The sequence below is a fragment of the Pseudomonas sp. MPB23 genome (assembly GCF_046605395.1).
In the GTDB taxonomy this organism is placed as follows: domain Bacteria; phylum Pseudomonadota; class Gammaproteobacteria; order Pseudomonadales; family Pseudomonadaceae; genus Aquipseudomonas.
Map to the genome: position 1 here is coordinate 5,245,092 of NZ_CP176771.1, position 14,134 is coordinate 5,259,225.

At 58.8% G+C, this 14,134-nt stretch carries 13 protein-coding genes; 9 read left to right on the plus strand and 4 right to left on the minus strand.

Translation table 11 applies throughout. The features are described from left to right. Window positions 1-97 precede the first annotated feature (97 nt). The 3 genes from ACLH0J_RS23565 to ACLH0J_RS23575 all read left to right on the plus strand — a co-directional run bounded on the left by ACLH0J_RS23565 (window position 98) and on the right by ACLH0J_RS23575 (window position 4,235). Complete coding sequence (locus ACLH0J_RS23565) at window positions 98-2,047, plus strand: flavin monoamine oxidase family protein (protein WP_411389267.1); 1,950 nt, start codon at window positions 98-100, stop codon at window positions 2,045-2,047. A gap of 120 nt (window positions 2,048-2,167) precedes the next feature. Continuing rightward, window positions 2,168-3,055 (plus strand): nitrilase family protein, encoded by an 888-nt coding sequence (locus tag ACLH0J_RS23570; RefSeq protein ID WP_078835416.1) that lies wholly within the window; start codon window positions 2,168-2,170, stop codon window positions 3,053-3,055. Window positions 3,056-3,068: 13 nt separating this feature from the next. Beyond that, window positions 3,069-4,235 (plus strand): hypothetical protein, encoded by a 1,167-nt coding sequence (locus ACLH0J_RS23575; protein WP_411389268.1) that lies wholly within the window; start codon window positions 3,069-3,071, stop codon window positions 4,233-4,235. A 113-nt stretch (window positions 4,236-4,348) separates the two neighbouring features. Here ACLH0J_RS23575 and ACLH0J_RS23580 read toward each other — a convergent pair whose 3' ends face one another. Next, a complete protein-coding gene (locus ACLH0J_RS23580) occupies window positions 4,349-4,600 on the minus strand; it encodes a hypothetical protein (protein ID WP_411389269.1) in 252 nt (83 codons plus the stop codon). Window positions 4,601-4,800: 200 nt separating this feature from the next. Here ACLH0J_RS23580 and ACLH0J_RS23585 point away from each other — a divergent pair, with 200 nt between their 5' ends. Further along, window positions 4,801-6,297 carry a PAS domain S-box protein gene (locus ACLH0J_RS23585; RefSeq protein ID WP_411389270.1) on the plus strand — a complete coding sequence of 499 codons (1,497 nt, stop codon included), beginning with the start codon at window positions 4,801-4,803 and terminating at the stop codon, window positions 6,295-6,297. Between the two features lie 131 nt (window positions 6,298-6,428). Next, on the plus strand, window positions 6,429-6,701 hold the full coding sequence (locus ACLH0J_RS23590; RefSeq protein WP_411389271.1) for a DUF1652 domain-containing protein: 273 nt from the start codon (window positions 6,429-6,431) through the stop codon (window positions 6,699-6,701). On the opposite strand, the gene ACLH0J_RS23595 is transcribed toward ACLH0J_RS23590, so the two are convergent. Next, window positions 6,664-7,857, minus strand: a complete 1,194-nt coding sequence (locus ACLH0J_RS23595; protein ID WP_411389272.1) for an MFS transporter — start codon at window positions 7,855-7,857, stop codon at window positions 6,664-6,666. The genes ACLH0J_RS23590 and ACLH0J_RS23595 overlap by 38 nt on opposite strands. A gap of 75 nt (window positions 7,858-7,932) precedes the next feature. Next, the gene (locus ACLH0J_RS23600; protein ID WP_411389273.1) at window positions 7,933-8,241 is read right to left on the minus strand and encodes an RcnB family protein; all 309 of its coding nucleotides are present in this window, start codon (window positions 8,239-8,241) and stop codon (window positions 7,933-7,935) included. Window positions 8,242-8,406: 165 nt separating this feature from the next. On the opposite strand from ACLH0J_RS23600, the gene ACLH0J_RS23605 reads away from it, so the two are divergent. Genes ACLH0J_RS23605 through ACLH0J_RS23615 form a run of 3 tightly spaced genes read left to right on the plus strand, consistent with a single transcriptional unit; the run spans window position 8,407 to window position 11,437 of the window. Next, window positions 8,407-8,964 (plus strand): helix-turn-helix domain-containing protein, encoded by a 558-nt coding sequence (locus ACLH0J_RS23605; protein ID WP_411389274.1) that lies wholly within the window; start codon window positions 8,407-8,409, stop codon window positions 8,962-8,964. Between the two features lie 12 nt (window positions 8,965-8,976). Continuing rightward, the gene (locus tag ACLH0J_RS23610; protein WP_411389275.1) at window positions 8,977-10,323 is read left to right on the plus strand and encodes a glutamine synthetase family protein; all 1,347 of its coding nucleotides are present in this window, start codon (window positions 8,977-8,979) and stop codon (window positions 10,321-10,323) included. A 16-nt stretch (window positions 10,324-10,339) separates the two neighbouring features. Further along, window positions 10,340-11,437, plus strand: coding sequence for a DNA alkylation repair protein (locus ACLH0J_RS23615; RefSeq protein WP_411389276.1), 1,098 nt, complete (start codon window positions 10,340-10,342; stop codon window positions 11,435-11,437). Window positions 11,438-11,475: 38 nt separating this feature from the next. Here the strand turns inward: ACLH0J_RS23615 and ACLH0J_RS23620 are convergent, their stop codons facing one another. Then, window positions 11,476-12,369 (minus strand): LysR family transcriptional regulator, encoded by an 894-nt coding sequence (locus ACLH0J_RS23620; protein ID WP_078835422.1) that lies wholly within the window; start codon window positions 12,367-12,369, stop codon window positions 11,476-11,478. Window positions 12,370-12,498: 129 nt separating this feature from the next. Here ACLH0J_RS23620 and ACLH0J_RS23625 point away from each other — a divergent pair, with 129 nt between their 5' ends. Further along, complete coding sequence (locus ACLH0J_RS23625; protein ID WP_411389277.1) at window positions 12,499-14,133, plus strand: GMC family oxidoreductase; 1,635 nt, start codon at window positions 12,499-12,501, stop codon at window positions 14,131-14,133. Window position 14,134 lies beyond the last annotated feature (1 nt).

A 14,134-nucleotide genomic window follows, 5' to 3' on the forward strand; every position in this document is an offset into this window, starting at 1 on the left:
ACATACCTTAGCCAAAAATCACCCCGTGCTTATTTTCACTCTCGGAACCGATGCTCAACCTATGAATGGAGAATTTACCCCAAGAAGGAATATCAGAATGACCATTGGTTCCAATTTCAATTATCCGGCAGACATCGCTCAGCGATGCAGCAAAAAAAAGCGCGCCATTAATAACAAATGGAGAGCGACATTTCCTAATCCACCCGACCTGTGTTTTGACTATCGTACGTGGGTGGAGCAAGAAAACGGCATCGCCAAAGCAAATAATACCGGTCAAAAAATTTGCATTATCGGTGCGGGCATTACAGGTTTGACAACGGCGCGAGAATTACACAGGTGCGGCTTCACAAACATCACACTGATTGAAAAAGCCAAGCGAATCGGAGGTCGGCACCTGACAGCGCTGGGGAGTAACAACATTCGTACTCTCGGACGCCCCCCTTTCGAGATGGGCGCAATGAGAATGCCATTCTTCAACAAGTCCCACGAATCCCCCAAAGACGGTCGCTCACTCATGGCCTATTACGCCAACGAATTTGAGTTAGTCCATTCTGACTTTCCAAACCCAGGCAGCCCCGCAGTTCGTTCGACTGGAATCTATCTGAGAGAAGGCAGTTTAGAGAGCGACAGTAATCCAACCATGCTTATATGGAAAAATGCCGACGGAAAGACAGCCCCCCCAGGTGAAGCGTTGGGTGCAGTATTCGCAAAGTGGAAAGCCTTTTCCGAACGCATGACGCGACACGTATCCGAACACTATGGCTCCGAACACTGGGAGGCCATGTGGGATTCCATAGTAAAAAAATACGAAAGCATTTCGTTCCGTGACTTGGTAAAAATGCCAATCATAGATCAATGGAGTGAACGTGACCCCGGCGATTTTGGCGGTATGGGCATGACCGCGCAGGAGTCCGCTATTTTTTACTCTATTGGCATTGGTGACGGTAGTTGGGGAGCATTTTATGATGTCTGCTGCATTTACCCAATACGGACGGCTATATTTGGATTCAGTAGCCATCTACAGTTGATCCACGGCCGGGTAGACTTAGAGGGCACGCCAGTGCCATCGCCCTATCTGAACGCTACCGGAGTCATCGATTCGGCAGGTCTTTACTTCAACAAGCCAAATTATATTGGTCTCGGAGCGCTGGCGGAGTCATTACTTTTCATAAAGCCTCGCGAGACCCGCGAATCACTTTATGAACATTTAATTAAAAGCCCCACCGGCATACTTACCAGTACCGCCGTGACAAAACTGAAAAAACTAAAAAGTGGAAAAACAAGAGTCCACTACGACTGGAACACTGCACAACCGGAGAAAACAGAAAAAAAGTTCATTGACGCTGACTGGGTCATAATGACACTTCCCTCATGGCTGATAGAAACTCAAATCGCACTTGAGAACTTCACTCAAGAAATGCTCCCTTTTGAAACCATCACCGCCTATAAAACAGCCCATTGGGAAACTAGCTGCAAAGTCTATGCACCGCTCAAGAAAACTTTTCTTTCACGAAACAGACGTATCCCTCAAGCCATCGTAACTGACAGTTTCATACATGATGTCTATACCTACCGCTACAACGACAATGGCGCCTACGACTGCATACTTTTAAGTTACACACGGGAAGACGATGCAACAAAACTCTCACTTTTTAGCGACAGAGAACTCGTCGATAAATGCATTGAAGAACTGGATAGAATTCTTTTAAACTCAACAAACATCAAAGAGCGCATTTCTCCCTACATAGCGCGTGATCAGGCAATCGTTCAACGCTGGATGAATGACAAGCACTCTCTTGGCTGCGCAAAACTCTATCGTCCGGGCACTTACTACGCTGCTGTCGGCCTGATGAAATATAATAGAGACTTCTCCCATAAGTCCGGACTCTACCTGTGCGACGAATTGTTTTCTGTAGATGCCGGCTGGACAGAACCATGCTTCAGGGGCGCGATCGACACAGTGATCAATATTTGCAGCAACACTCAAGCACGCTTCAATGGTGGATTTAACATGCGTGACTACCCAGAGTATAAAACGGAGAGTTAAATCAAAATACGAGAAATAGGCTACAGCGCAAGAGGAATCATCTGACTTTTCTTTAAACGCATCATCGCCTCTTATAAACATCCAACCAACCCCGGTTGCATAACAATAAGAGGTCAACCCATGAGTGAGCCAACAAGTCCCGCCCGCGTCGCTGTCATTCAGTTCAATCCCCAGGTCGGCACCGCCAATAGAAGAGATAACCTGCGTCAAAGCCTTTTGCTGGCGACTGAAGCGGCAAACGGTGGCGCCAATCTGATCGTGCTGCCGGAGCTCTCCAATTGCGGGTATTTCTTCAGCAATCGCCAAGACGCGTTTGAGCATGCAGAGGAAGTACCAAACGGTCCAAGTATGCGGGAGTGGATTGATTTTGCCTGCAAGCACCGGGTGTACCTGGTAGCCGGCCTGAGCGAAATAGACGGCATGCAGCTTTTCAACACTGCGGTCTTGCTGGGCCCCGACGGTTTTATAGGCAAGTACCGAAAGGCCCATCTATGGAATCTGGAAAAGCTTTGGTTCACCCCTGGCGATACTGGTTTTCCAGTGTTTGAAACGCCGATCGGTCGCATTGGCCTACTGATCTGCTGGGACATCTGGTTCCCTGAGGTACCGCGAATTCTCAGCCAGCAAGGCGCCGATATCATTTGCAGCCTGAACAACTGGGTCTGGACGCCACCACCGTTGTTCGATGAAGCGGGAAAGTGCATGGCGTCGTACCTGACCATGACTGCGGCGCATGTGAATAACGTGTTTATTGCGGCTGCCAGCCGCATCGGTGAGGAACGGGATGCCCGCTACCTCGGATGCTCCTTGATTGCCGGCACCAACGGCTGGCCGATTGGGGCAGTGGCGTCAGCTAATCGTCAGGAGATTCTATTCGCAGACATCGACATCACCAGTGCCCGCAGCGCACCGATCTGGAACAACCTCAATGATCTGCAGCGTGACCGGCGCAATGATCTCTACGATCAGATGCTCGGGTACACCCAACACCCCGCCCTGGCTCGCTGAGCAGAGGGCTGCCATGGAAAACTTATTTATAAAGAAATCTCTACCTTATTCACGGGCTGATATCACCATCACTGCCCTGGGGCTAATCGCGGCCTTGCTGGTGCTCTGGGTTATCTTCAGTCACCAGGGATCCTGGCCGGGATACAGTGAGATGGTTATCGGCCTGCCCCAACCGGTCGCCTGGTTACGATGGATACTGGGCGATATCAGCGAGGTTGCCTTCTATAAGCACGAACTCGCCTCACTGGGCCTGTTAAGCGGAGCTTATGTAGCCTGGTGGGCGAGCAAGCACGGTAAGGTCTGGCAAGGCTTTTCTATTTGCTATGGCACCGGATTATGGCCTTGGCTGGTGACCAGTTCATTGACCGGGCTTCTGCTGAGCAACCTGATGTGGGGTTGGAGCGTAACCGCCGAAACCTGGCAGCCGACCTTTGCGGCCTTTGTTTCATTGCCGGCCGCGATGGTGCTCATGTTTGGCGGCGGTTGGAAGATCACCCTCAACGGTGCAGTACTGGGGGCATTGCTGGTTACCCCGATGTGCTTGTTAATCGTCAATCTGGTGTGCACCCCCTTGGGTTTGCCAGCGGTGATCGGCAATGTACTCGGGATGGCGGCCGGCAGCGTTGTCGCATTTGCACTGTGTCGCTGGGTTCCTTCTCTGGTGCGCTCGGACCACATTGCCCCAGCCAGGCCAATGCCTACCAAACCACCCAGCTACGGACTGATCTGGAGTCTGCGTCGAGTGTTGGCGGACTTTTCAGAAGCACCGTTTTTTGGAAATGAGCTCGCCAGCCTTGGGTTATTGGCAGGCGTGCTGCTCGCTTACGCCCTCAATCCCACTGGCCCGGCGTATGGCTCTGGTCTGCTTTTGTCCATTGTTGGGGCACAAGCACTGACATCGGCATTGGGTGTCGTGATCTGGCGATCGCAATGGATAAAACGCGGTTGGTATCCGACTTATGTTCCTCTGGTATCGGTGGTACCCGCGGCCATATTGGCCCATGGCGACAGTTGGATCGTGATTACCTTGAGTACGACGCTTGGCGCATTGATCGCACCGCCGTTGGCTTGTGCAATCGCGGCGAGACTGCCTGCTCACATTCATCCATACATTGGCAATGTGATTTCAATGGCGTTGAGTACGCTGTTGATTGTCCCATTGGTGGGCTGGTTAGCCTGAACGTAAACCCGCCCTGCCACTGCACGCATCATGCAGGGCGGGGACGCATGCAGCCGCGCTGAGCACGCGGCGCATGTTGGGGTGAGCGCTCCCCGCCCCCCATGCCCCCAAACTCAACCTTCAAGCCCGGACAACAAGGTTTCCGAACTCGTCAGCACACCCAGTTTCTGCGCAACATCGTTGAACGCCCCCAGTCGCCCCACGTCCTCGGGCGTGGCGTTCTTGGTGAGCATGTTTTTAATCACAGTCAAGAACTCCACCCTGCCCGTATCAACCCTGTCGGACTTGGTGTTTTTCGTTGAGATGCGTGCCTGGGACGCTGAAATTTCCGTGTCCAGGTAAACGAGAAATTCGGACTTAGTCATGGCTGGCTCCTTCTACGATATTCCACGGTGATTAAGCCCAGCCTACGAATATTGACCGGTCGTGCCTACTGTCAAAGTTAACAGGTACTCAAGCCAAGCGGCGTCCGCCAACGGGTGACCCGCCTTCATCGGGCTAATGGCGCAGCACTATCCTGAAGCCTGGAGGTCGTAGTCCCATGTGCCCAACCCCAGGAGAAACCATGTCCCAGGATGTTCTTGCCAAAGAAACCAACCGCCGCCAGTTACAGCAGATCATCTCCGGGCTGTCCGATGGGATCATCCTCGCCGAAGTCGACCAGACAATCCTCTGGGCCAACGACGCCGCACTGACGATGCACGGAGTGGATGACGTCGCGGCACTGGGCGCCAATACCCTGGAATACGCTGAGCGTTTCGCCCTGCGCTATCGCAATAACCATCCCTTGCCGGCGGAGAATTACCCCCTCGCGCGCGCAGCGGCGGGTGAGGAATTCAGCGATGTGGTGGTGGACGTCACGCCCACCGCCGCCCCGGAGAAAACCTGGGTGCATCGCTTGCGCAGCCTGGTGATCAGAGACGCCCGCGGTGAACCGGAATGGCTGGTGCTGATCCTCGCCGACGCCACCGAATGGGCCAGCGCCGAACAACGCTTTGAAAAGACCTTCAGCGCCAACCCGGCACCGGCGGTGATCTGTCGCCTCAGCGACCTGCGCTACATCAAGGTCAACCAGGGTTTCCTGGAGATGACCGGCTACAACCGCGACCAGGTCATCGGCCGCTCGGTATATGAGCTGGATGTGCTGGAACACGCCGAGCGCAGAGACCTGGCCATCCAGCGCCTGGCCGACGGCGCGACCATCCCGCAGATGCAGGCCGAACTGCGCCTGCCCGAAGGCGGCAGCAAACTGGTGATCGTCGCCGGCCAGCCGCTGGACATGAACGAGGAAGACTGCATGCTGTTTTCCTTCACCGACCTGGAGCCGCGCCGCAAGGCCGAAATCGCCCTGCGCCAGAGTGAAGAGCGCTTCGCCAAGTCGTTCCGCCTGACGCCGGTGCCGACCCTGGTGTGCAACGCCGCGAACCGGCAGGTGCTGGACATCAACGAAGCCTTCATGACGATTACCGGTTACACCAGCGAGGAACTGATCGGTAAATCCGTCGAAGACATCGACTTCATCGACAGCCAGCAGGCCGCCGCCCAGTTGTTCGTCACCCTGGAGAAAGCCGGCAACCTCGACGGCCAGGACCTCAAGGTGCGCAAGAAAGGCAACGAGGTGATCGACTGCGTGGTCTCCGCCGACACGGTGACCCTCCAGGACGTACCGTGCTACTTGCTGGTGATGATGAACATCACCGAACGCAAACGCTCGGAGCTGGAACTGGTGGCGGCCATCGAGGAAGTGATGCAGGACGCGTCCTGGTTCAGCCAGACCCTGATCGAGAAACTGGCCAACGCCAAGAGCGTCAACAGCCCCCACCGGCCGAATGTGAGCTTCACCGACCTGACCGCCCGCGAGCGCGATGTGCTGGGCTTGATCTGTGAAGGCCTGGCCGACAAAGAGATCGCCTCGCGCCTGAAACTGGCGCCCAACACCGTGCGCAACCATGTGGCCACGGTGTATTCCAAGCTGGGGGTGCATAGCCGCAGTGCGGCGATCGTCTGGGCCCGTGAACGTGGGCTGTTTGCCGGCGAATTACGGGTCAAAGGTAAAAAATAAAGTGCAATTGCACTAGTAGGGCTAGTGCGAATTCGCCTTATGGCGCAACGGGGTAATCCTTAACCTTCAGGGCGTGAGTACAGGGCTTTTGCGCCTGTGCCATCGCGAAACGACACCCTGAAGGAACCCTCATGTTTACCCTCTCTCAACTGCGAAATTGCATCGAAGAAGGCCTGGCGCCGCTGACGTGTGAATTCACCCTGTGTCGGGATGCGTCGTTGACCCTCAAGGTCTTCGACGCCGACACCGGCCGCGTGGACCTGGTGGTCACCGGGATCAGCACCAACCGCCTGCAGACCCCGCAAGAAGTGGAAAAAATGGTCGAAGAGCTGCGCTACGAGCTGCGGAGCAACAACATGGGCAAACTCACGCTGGATGACTGGCCTTCAACGACGACCCCATGAAATAGAACACCCCGCCCCCCACGATAAACGCCCCCAGCATGTAGAACATGTAATGGGCCGGCAGGCTGGCCAACACCAGCCCGCACAACACCGGCCCCAGAGCCGCGCCGAGATTGGACAGGTTCTGCGCCCCGTAGTACATGCCGCGCAAATGGTCCGGGGCAATCCGGTCGATGAACATGTACTCGGCCGGAAATACGACGATCTCGCCCACGGTGAACACCGCCATCGCCAACACCCACGCCAGCACGCTGGTGGACAGCGCGAAGCCGATCACACCCAACATGAACATGCTCAGGCCGAAGATCAGCCACTGGCTGAGGTAACGGTGGGAGATGCGTCGGCCAATCACGTACTGCAAGGCAATCACCAGCACCGCGTTGGTGGTGAGCACGGCGCTGATGACGGTATAGGTGTATTCGGCGGTGGTGGTGGTCACCAGGTACTGCGACAGGTAGGCCGTGAACTGGCCGAACACCACGGCACTGAGCAGGCCGCCAACGGTGAAGCACACCAGGCGCCGGTCACGCAGCAGCACGCGGCCGACGGCCAGGAACGACACCGGCTTTTGCGCGACGTCGACGCTGGCCAGGGTACGATCGCCCCAGCGCCAGTACAGCAGGAAAAACCCCAGCCCCAGTAGCGCCGAAAGGAAAAACGGCACGCTGATGTCCAGCTTGGCCACCATCGCCCCCAGGAACGGACCCACGGCGTAACCGATGTTGGTCAGGGTGTACTTGATGGAAAACACTTCGCTGCGCGCCTGCTCGGGCAACAGGCTGGCGAAGCCGGCTTTCACGGCAATATCGATGACCGCGTAGGCCAGGTTGATCAGGATCAGGCAACTGTAGAACGTCCAGATATCCTGCGCGAGCAGCGTACCGATAAAGCCCAGCACAAACAGCGCACTCAAGCCGAGCAACAGCCGATAACTGTTGATGCGGTCGACGAGAAAACCACCGTAGACACTGAGCAGCGAGCCGACGATCAACGAGCTGCCGATCACCAGGCCAACCTGGGCAATGTCCAGGGCAAAGTGGTCGGTGAGGTAGATCACCAGGTACGGAAACGTGATGGCCTTGGCCAACGTCAGCAGCAACGTGGCGCACAGCAACAGGTTCACGGTGCGGGGGTAGTTTCTTATTGTGGCAAGCATCCAGCTCTCATTCTTCCTAGGTAACGCGGTCTGTAGGCCGGTTACCTTAACGCAAGAGCCAGGCAAAAAACCGGGTTACTTCTTGACCGGAGTAATTTCAAGAATGGTGCCGTTGGTGGTCTTGAGCAATACGAACCTGTCCCCGACACGGGACCATTGGCTGTCTGCTTCAGGCTGCTTGAGGCCGCGCTTTTTCCAGTCGCTGACGGCTGACTCCTTGCGCATCAGGATATCCGGCGCGCGGTCGCCCTCTTTCAGATCACGGGTATTGATGCTCGAAGGCTTCACGGTTTCCTGGGGGGTATCACCGGCCTGCACGACAAGGCTGGCAGTGGACAGGCTGGCGGCGACCAGAACGCAGGCGGCTAGGGTTTTGGACTTCATGGGTGCTCCTTGAATGAATGGCGCGTACCCAGGCTCCGACCGCAGGCGCAGGCAATCATTCATCCGAGATCCCCTGGCACAGGAAATTCACCGCCGCCGATCTTCCCCATTGCCACCATGAAATTAATCCTGTAATTTTTCATGAAATTATTCGATATAAATTTCATGACCCAACAAGAAGAACTCGCCACCCTCGCAGCCCTGATCCACGACCTGCGCAAGCACAAGAAGCTCACCCTCGCCCAACTGGCGCACAAGATCGAACGCTCGGTGGGGTTTCTGTCCCAGGTGGAGCGCGGTCTGTCGCGCCCGACCGTGGCGGACCTGACCGCCATCAGCCATGCCCTCGACGTGCCCACCACTTACTTCTACAGCCTGCCCAAACCCAAGGCGGTCGACTGGGTGACCCGTCCCAATGAGCGGCGCACGGTGTATTACGCCAATGGCATCACCGACATCCTCGTCTCCCCGAGCATGAACGGCGCCTTCTCGATGCTCGACAGCCTGCTGGCCCCCGGCGCCAACAGTGGCGAGCAAACCATGAGCGACCGCGCCGAACAGGCCGGTTTTGTCCTTGAAGGCGAACTGACGCTGTGGGTGGAGGGCGAGGCCGATTCGGTGACCCTCGGCCCCGGCGACAGCTTCCACCTGGCCAGTTTCGCCCACTGCCGCTACGCCAACCTGACCGACCTGCCCGCCCGCGTATTGTGGGTTTACAACTAGGAGCACCCCCCCGTGAATAGCCAACCGTCCACGTTGCTGGCCGAAGTACGGACCTTTCGCCAGAACCATCCCGACGTGCGTTACGTCGACCTGATCGCCCTGGACATTCCGGGGCATTTCTACGGCAAGCGCTACCCGATCGAGATGCTGGAAAAAGTCGCCGCCGGCAGCCCCTTGAAATTGCCCCAGAACGCCGTGCTGCTGGGGGTTCAGGGCGGGTTGTTCAAGATCGGCGATTATTGCTTCCACGACGGCGACCCGGATGCCAACCGCCGCCTGGTGCCGGGCACGCTCAAGCCGGTGAACTGGGAGTCCCAGCCCCTGGGCCAGATGCTGATCACCTCGGACGGCACCGACGCGCCGATCGAATTCGAACCACGGGAAGTGCTGGCCAAGGTGCTCGAACGCCTGCACCACAAGGGCATCCACCCGGTGGTGGCGTTCGAGCTGGAGTTCTACCTGTTCGACAAGAAACTCGACAACGGCCTGCCGCAATTCGCCCGCGACCCATTGAGCGATGACACCGACGACCAGCCCAACCTGCATATCGAACGGCTGTCGCGTTTCAGTGACGTGCTCGACGATATGGCACAGACCGCCAAGGACCAGGGCATCGACATCACGGTGATCACCGCCGAACTCGGCCCCGGCCAGTTTGAAATCAATTTCGGCCATCTCGACGACGGCCTGCGCGCCGCCGACTGGGCTGCCCTGTTCTGCCGCAGCACCCGCGGCGTGGCGCTCAAGCATGGCTACCGCGCCAGCTTCATGGCCAAGCCCTACCTGCAATTTCCCGGCAGCGGCATGCATGTGCACGTGAGTCTGTATGACGGCGCGGGCAATAACCTGCTGGCGGCCCATCAGCAGCAACCGCTGCGCCACGCCGTGGCCGGCTGCCTGGAGTTGCTGCCGCACTGCATGCCGATCTTCTCGCCCAACCACAACGCCTTCCGCCGCCTGGGCGGCACGGTCAACGCGGCCACCCGCGCCAGTTGGGGCTTCGAGGACCGCGACGCCTGCGTGCGCATCCCTGAATCCGACCCGCGCAACCTGCGTATCGAGCATCGCCTGGCCAGCGCCGACGCCAACCCCTACCTGGTACTGGCCGCGATTCTGGCAGGGCTGGAACATGGCCTTGACGCCAAGCGCGAGCCCATCGCCCCGCTCAACGACGACCGTACCAGCGGCGCCGACTTCCCCCTGGATATGCTCGATGCAGTGCGCGCCATGCAACATCAGGCGGTCGTGCGCGATAAGCTGGGCGCGGAATTTGTCGACGTGTACTGCGAAAACAAGCGCCAGGATCACTTGGCGTTTCAACAGGAAATCAACGCGCGGGAATACCGCTGGTTTCTCTAACCCGATGGAAGCACCGATGACCGATCAAAGCGCCCCGGCCCTCAAGGAAATCTTCAACGTCGAACGCCTGCAACACATCGCCACCGAGATGACGGCGGTGTACCCGGCGTTCGACGCCAAGGGTTTTCTCAAGCATGCCAAGGCGGGGCTGGCCGAGTTGTCGGTGATGCAGCGCATGGCGCGGGTCAGCGAGAGCCTGCATGCGGTGATCCCGCTGGATTATCCGCAGACGCTCACGCGGCTTTACGCCCTCGCCCCGCGCCTCAACAGCGGGTTTGTCAGCCTGTTCCTGCCGCACTATGTGGCCAGTTACGGGCGCGACGACTTCACGCGTTCCATGGCCGCGCTCAAATACTTCACCACCTTTGGCTCGGCCGAGTTCGCCATCCGCCACTTCCTGCTGCACGACTTGCAACGCACCCTGGCAGTGATGCAGGCGTGGTCGCTGGACGCCAACGAACACGTGCGCCGCCTGGCCAGCGAAGGCTCGCGACCGCGACTGCCGTGGTCGTTTCGCCTGGCCGACGTGCAGGCCAATCCTGAGTTGTGCGCGTCGATCCTCGACAACCTCAAGGCCGACAGCAGCCTGTATGTGCGCAAGTCCGTGGCCAACCATCTCAACGACATCACCAAGGATCACCCGGACTGGGTACTCGACCTCATCGAAGGCTGGAACCTGGCCCCCCCCCACACCGCCTGGATCGCCCGCCATGCCCTGCGCAGCCTGATCAAGCAGGGCAACACCCGCGCACTGACGATCATGGGTGCCGGCGCCAAGGCCGAGGTGAACCTGCATCACCTGAGCGTTACGCCGGCGGTAATCAGGCTGGGCGAACGCATCAACCTGTCGTTCAGCCTGGAATCGACCGCCGCCACCGCGCAAAAACTGGTGGTGGACTATGCCATCGACTACGTCAAAAGCGCCGGCCATAGCGCGGCCAAGGTGTTCAAGCTCAAGGCGTTTACCCTGAATGCAGGGGAACACCACCGCATCAGCCGCGAGCAGCACATCCGCCAACTGACCACGCGCAAGCACTACCCCGGCACACACACGGTGCATGTGCTGGTGAATGGGGAACGACTGGGCAGCGCTGAATTCGTCTTGCGCGATTGACTCAGTTCAAGCAACACCACATTTTTGATCCAGTTCCTTCAAATGGACTCGCCAAGCAACAGTGGCTGCTCGCGCGCGCACAACTCCACCACGTAATCCCACAACACCCGTAACCGCACTGACTTGTGCAGCTCCCTGCGCGAACTGATCCAGTAGCTGCGCTGGATGTTCTCCGCCGGCAGCAACGGCACCAGTTGCGGGTCGCCGGCGGCCATGAAGCACGGCAACACCGCGACCCCCAGCCCGGAACGCGCCGCCTGGTGCTGGGCGATGACGCTGGTGCTGTGGAACACCACCTTGGGGTTGCGGCAGAAACTGCTGAGGAACTTCAGTTCCTGGCTGAACAGCAGGTCATCGACGTAATCAATCCAGGCGTGAGCGGCAAGGTCTTCGCGCTTTTCGATCGGCGGATGGCGGTCCAGATAGGCGCGGCTGGCATAGAGGGCCAGGCGGTAATCGGTGAGTTTACGCGTGACCAGTTGATCGACGCTGGGACGTTCGAGGTGGATGCTGATTTCCGCCTCGCGGTTGAGGATGCTGACGAAGCGCGGCACGGCGACCAACTCCACTTCCAATCCGGGATAGCGCTCGAACAGCCCGCCCATGCGGCTGGCAAGGAACATCACCCCCAGCCCTTCAGCCACGCCGAGGCGGATCTTGCCCAGGGGCGCGGCGCTATGGGTGAGCTCGTCTTCGGCCAGCAGTGCGACGTTTTCCATGGCCTCGGCATGCTTGAGCAGGGCTTCGCCGGCGGGGGTCAATTCATAGCCTTGGGCATGCTGCACGAACAGCGCGGTGCCGAGGCTTTTCTCGATCGCATCAATATGCCGCGCCACGGTGGCGTGGGTGGTTTTCAGGCGCTGCGCGGCGGTGAGCAGACGGCCGCTGCGCTGCAACTCGAGAAAATACCGCAGGTCATTCCAGTCGAACATTGCGCCTCCATTGCTTGAGCTCGAACCGCGCTGTTTAAAAACGCACAGCAGCTGGGCAAAAACTAACATTTTTAAGACGAAAACTAACAACTAGGATGGGGCCAATAAGAAAAACAAGCGAGACCTCAGATGCCCATTGCAGCTGCTGAATACGATTACGTGGTAGTAGGCGCCGGCCCCGCAGGCTGCCTGCTGGCCAATCGACTCTCCGCCAACCCGGCCCACCGCGTGCTGCTGCTCGAAGCCGGTGGCCGCGATAATTACCCCTGGATTCATATCCCCGTCGGTTACCTGTTCTGCATCGGCAACCCGCGCACCGACTGGTGCTTCAAGACCGAAGCCCAGGAAGGCCTGCAAGGCCGTGCGCTGAGTTATCCGCGGGGCAAGGTGCTCGGCGGTTGCTCGTCCATCAACGGCATGATCTACATGCGCGGCCAGGCCCAGGATTACGACGGCTGGGCGGCGGCAGGCAACGCGGGTTGGGCCTGGAACGACGTGCTGCCGCTGTTCAAGCAGAGCGAAAACCATTTTGCCGGCGGCTCGGAATTCCACAGTGATGGCGGCGAATGGCGGGTTGAACAACAGCGCTTGTCGTGGCCGATTCTGGATGCGTTCCGCGAGGCCGCAGCGCAAAGCGGCATCGCCAATATCAGCGACTTCAACCAGGGCGATAACGAGGGCTGCGGCTACTTCCAGGTCAACCAGAAGGCCGGGGTGCGCTGGAATGCGGCCAAGGCGTTTCTCAAGCCGATCCGCCAGCGGCCCAACCTCACCGTGCTGACCGACGTCGAGGTCGACCGTGTACTGCTGGAAAATAGCCGCGCCTCCCAGGTGCTCGCACGTCAACACGGCCAGGCGGTGAGCTGGAAAGCACGCAAGGAAATCGTATTGTGCGCCGGCTCCGTGGGGTCGCCGGGTATTCTGCAACGCTCGGGGATCGGCCCGTCCAGCGTGCTCAAGCCGCTCGGTATCGAGGTGCGGCACGAACTGCCGGGCGTCGGCGGTAACCTGCAGGACCACCTGCAACTGCGGCTGATCTACAAGCTGGAAAACGCGCGCACCCTGAACCAGATCGCAGGCAGCATGTGGGGCAAGATGGGCATGGGCCTGCGCTACCTGTATGACCGCAGCGGCCCACTGTCGATGGCACCCAGCCAGCTCGGCGCATTTGCCCGCTCCGGCCCGGAACAGACCTCGGCCAATCTTGAATACCACGTGCAGCCGCTGTCTCTGGAGCGCTTTGGCGAGCCGTTGCACGCGTTCCCGGCGTTTACCGCGTCGGTCTGCGACCTGCGCCCGCAAAGCCGCGGGCGTGTGGATATTCGCTCGGCCAACCCGACGGACGCGCCGCTGATCCGCCCCAACTACCTCAGCCATCCGCAAGACTTGCGGGTCGCCGCCGACGCGATTCGCCTGACCCGCCGCATCGTCGCCGCACCGGCCCTGAGCCCGTTCAAACCAGTGGAATACCTGCCCGGCGACGCGCTGCAAACCGAGGAGCAATTGCACGAAGCCGCTGCGCGCATCGGCACGACGATCTTCCATCCGGTCGGCACCTGCCGCATGGGCAGCGATAAGGACGCGGTGGTCGATGCCCAACTGCGGGTCCACGGCGTACCGGGCCTGCGCGTTGCCGACGCGTCGATCATGCCGCGCATCACCTCCGGCAATACCTGCTCACCGACGCTGATGATCGCGGAGAAAGCCGCGCGACTGATCCTTTCACCGAACACCGTAGGAGCGAGCAAGCTCGCGCCTACATAGG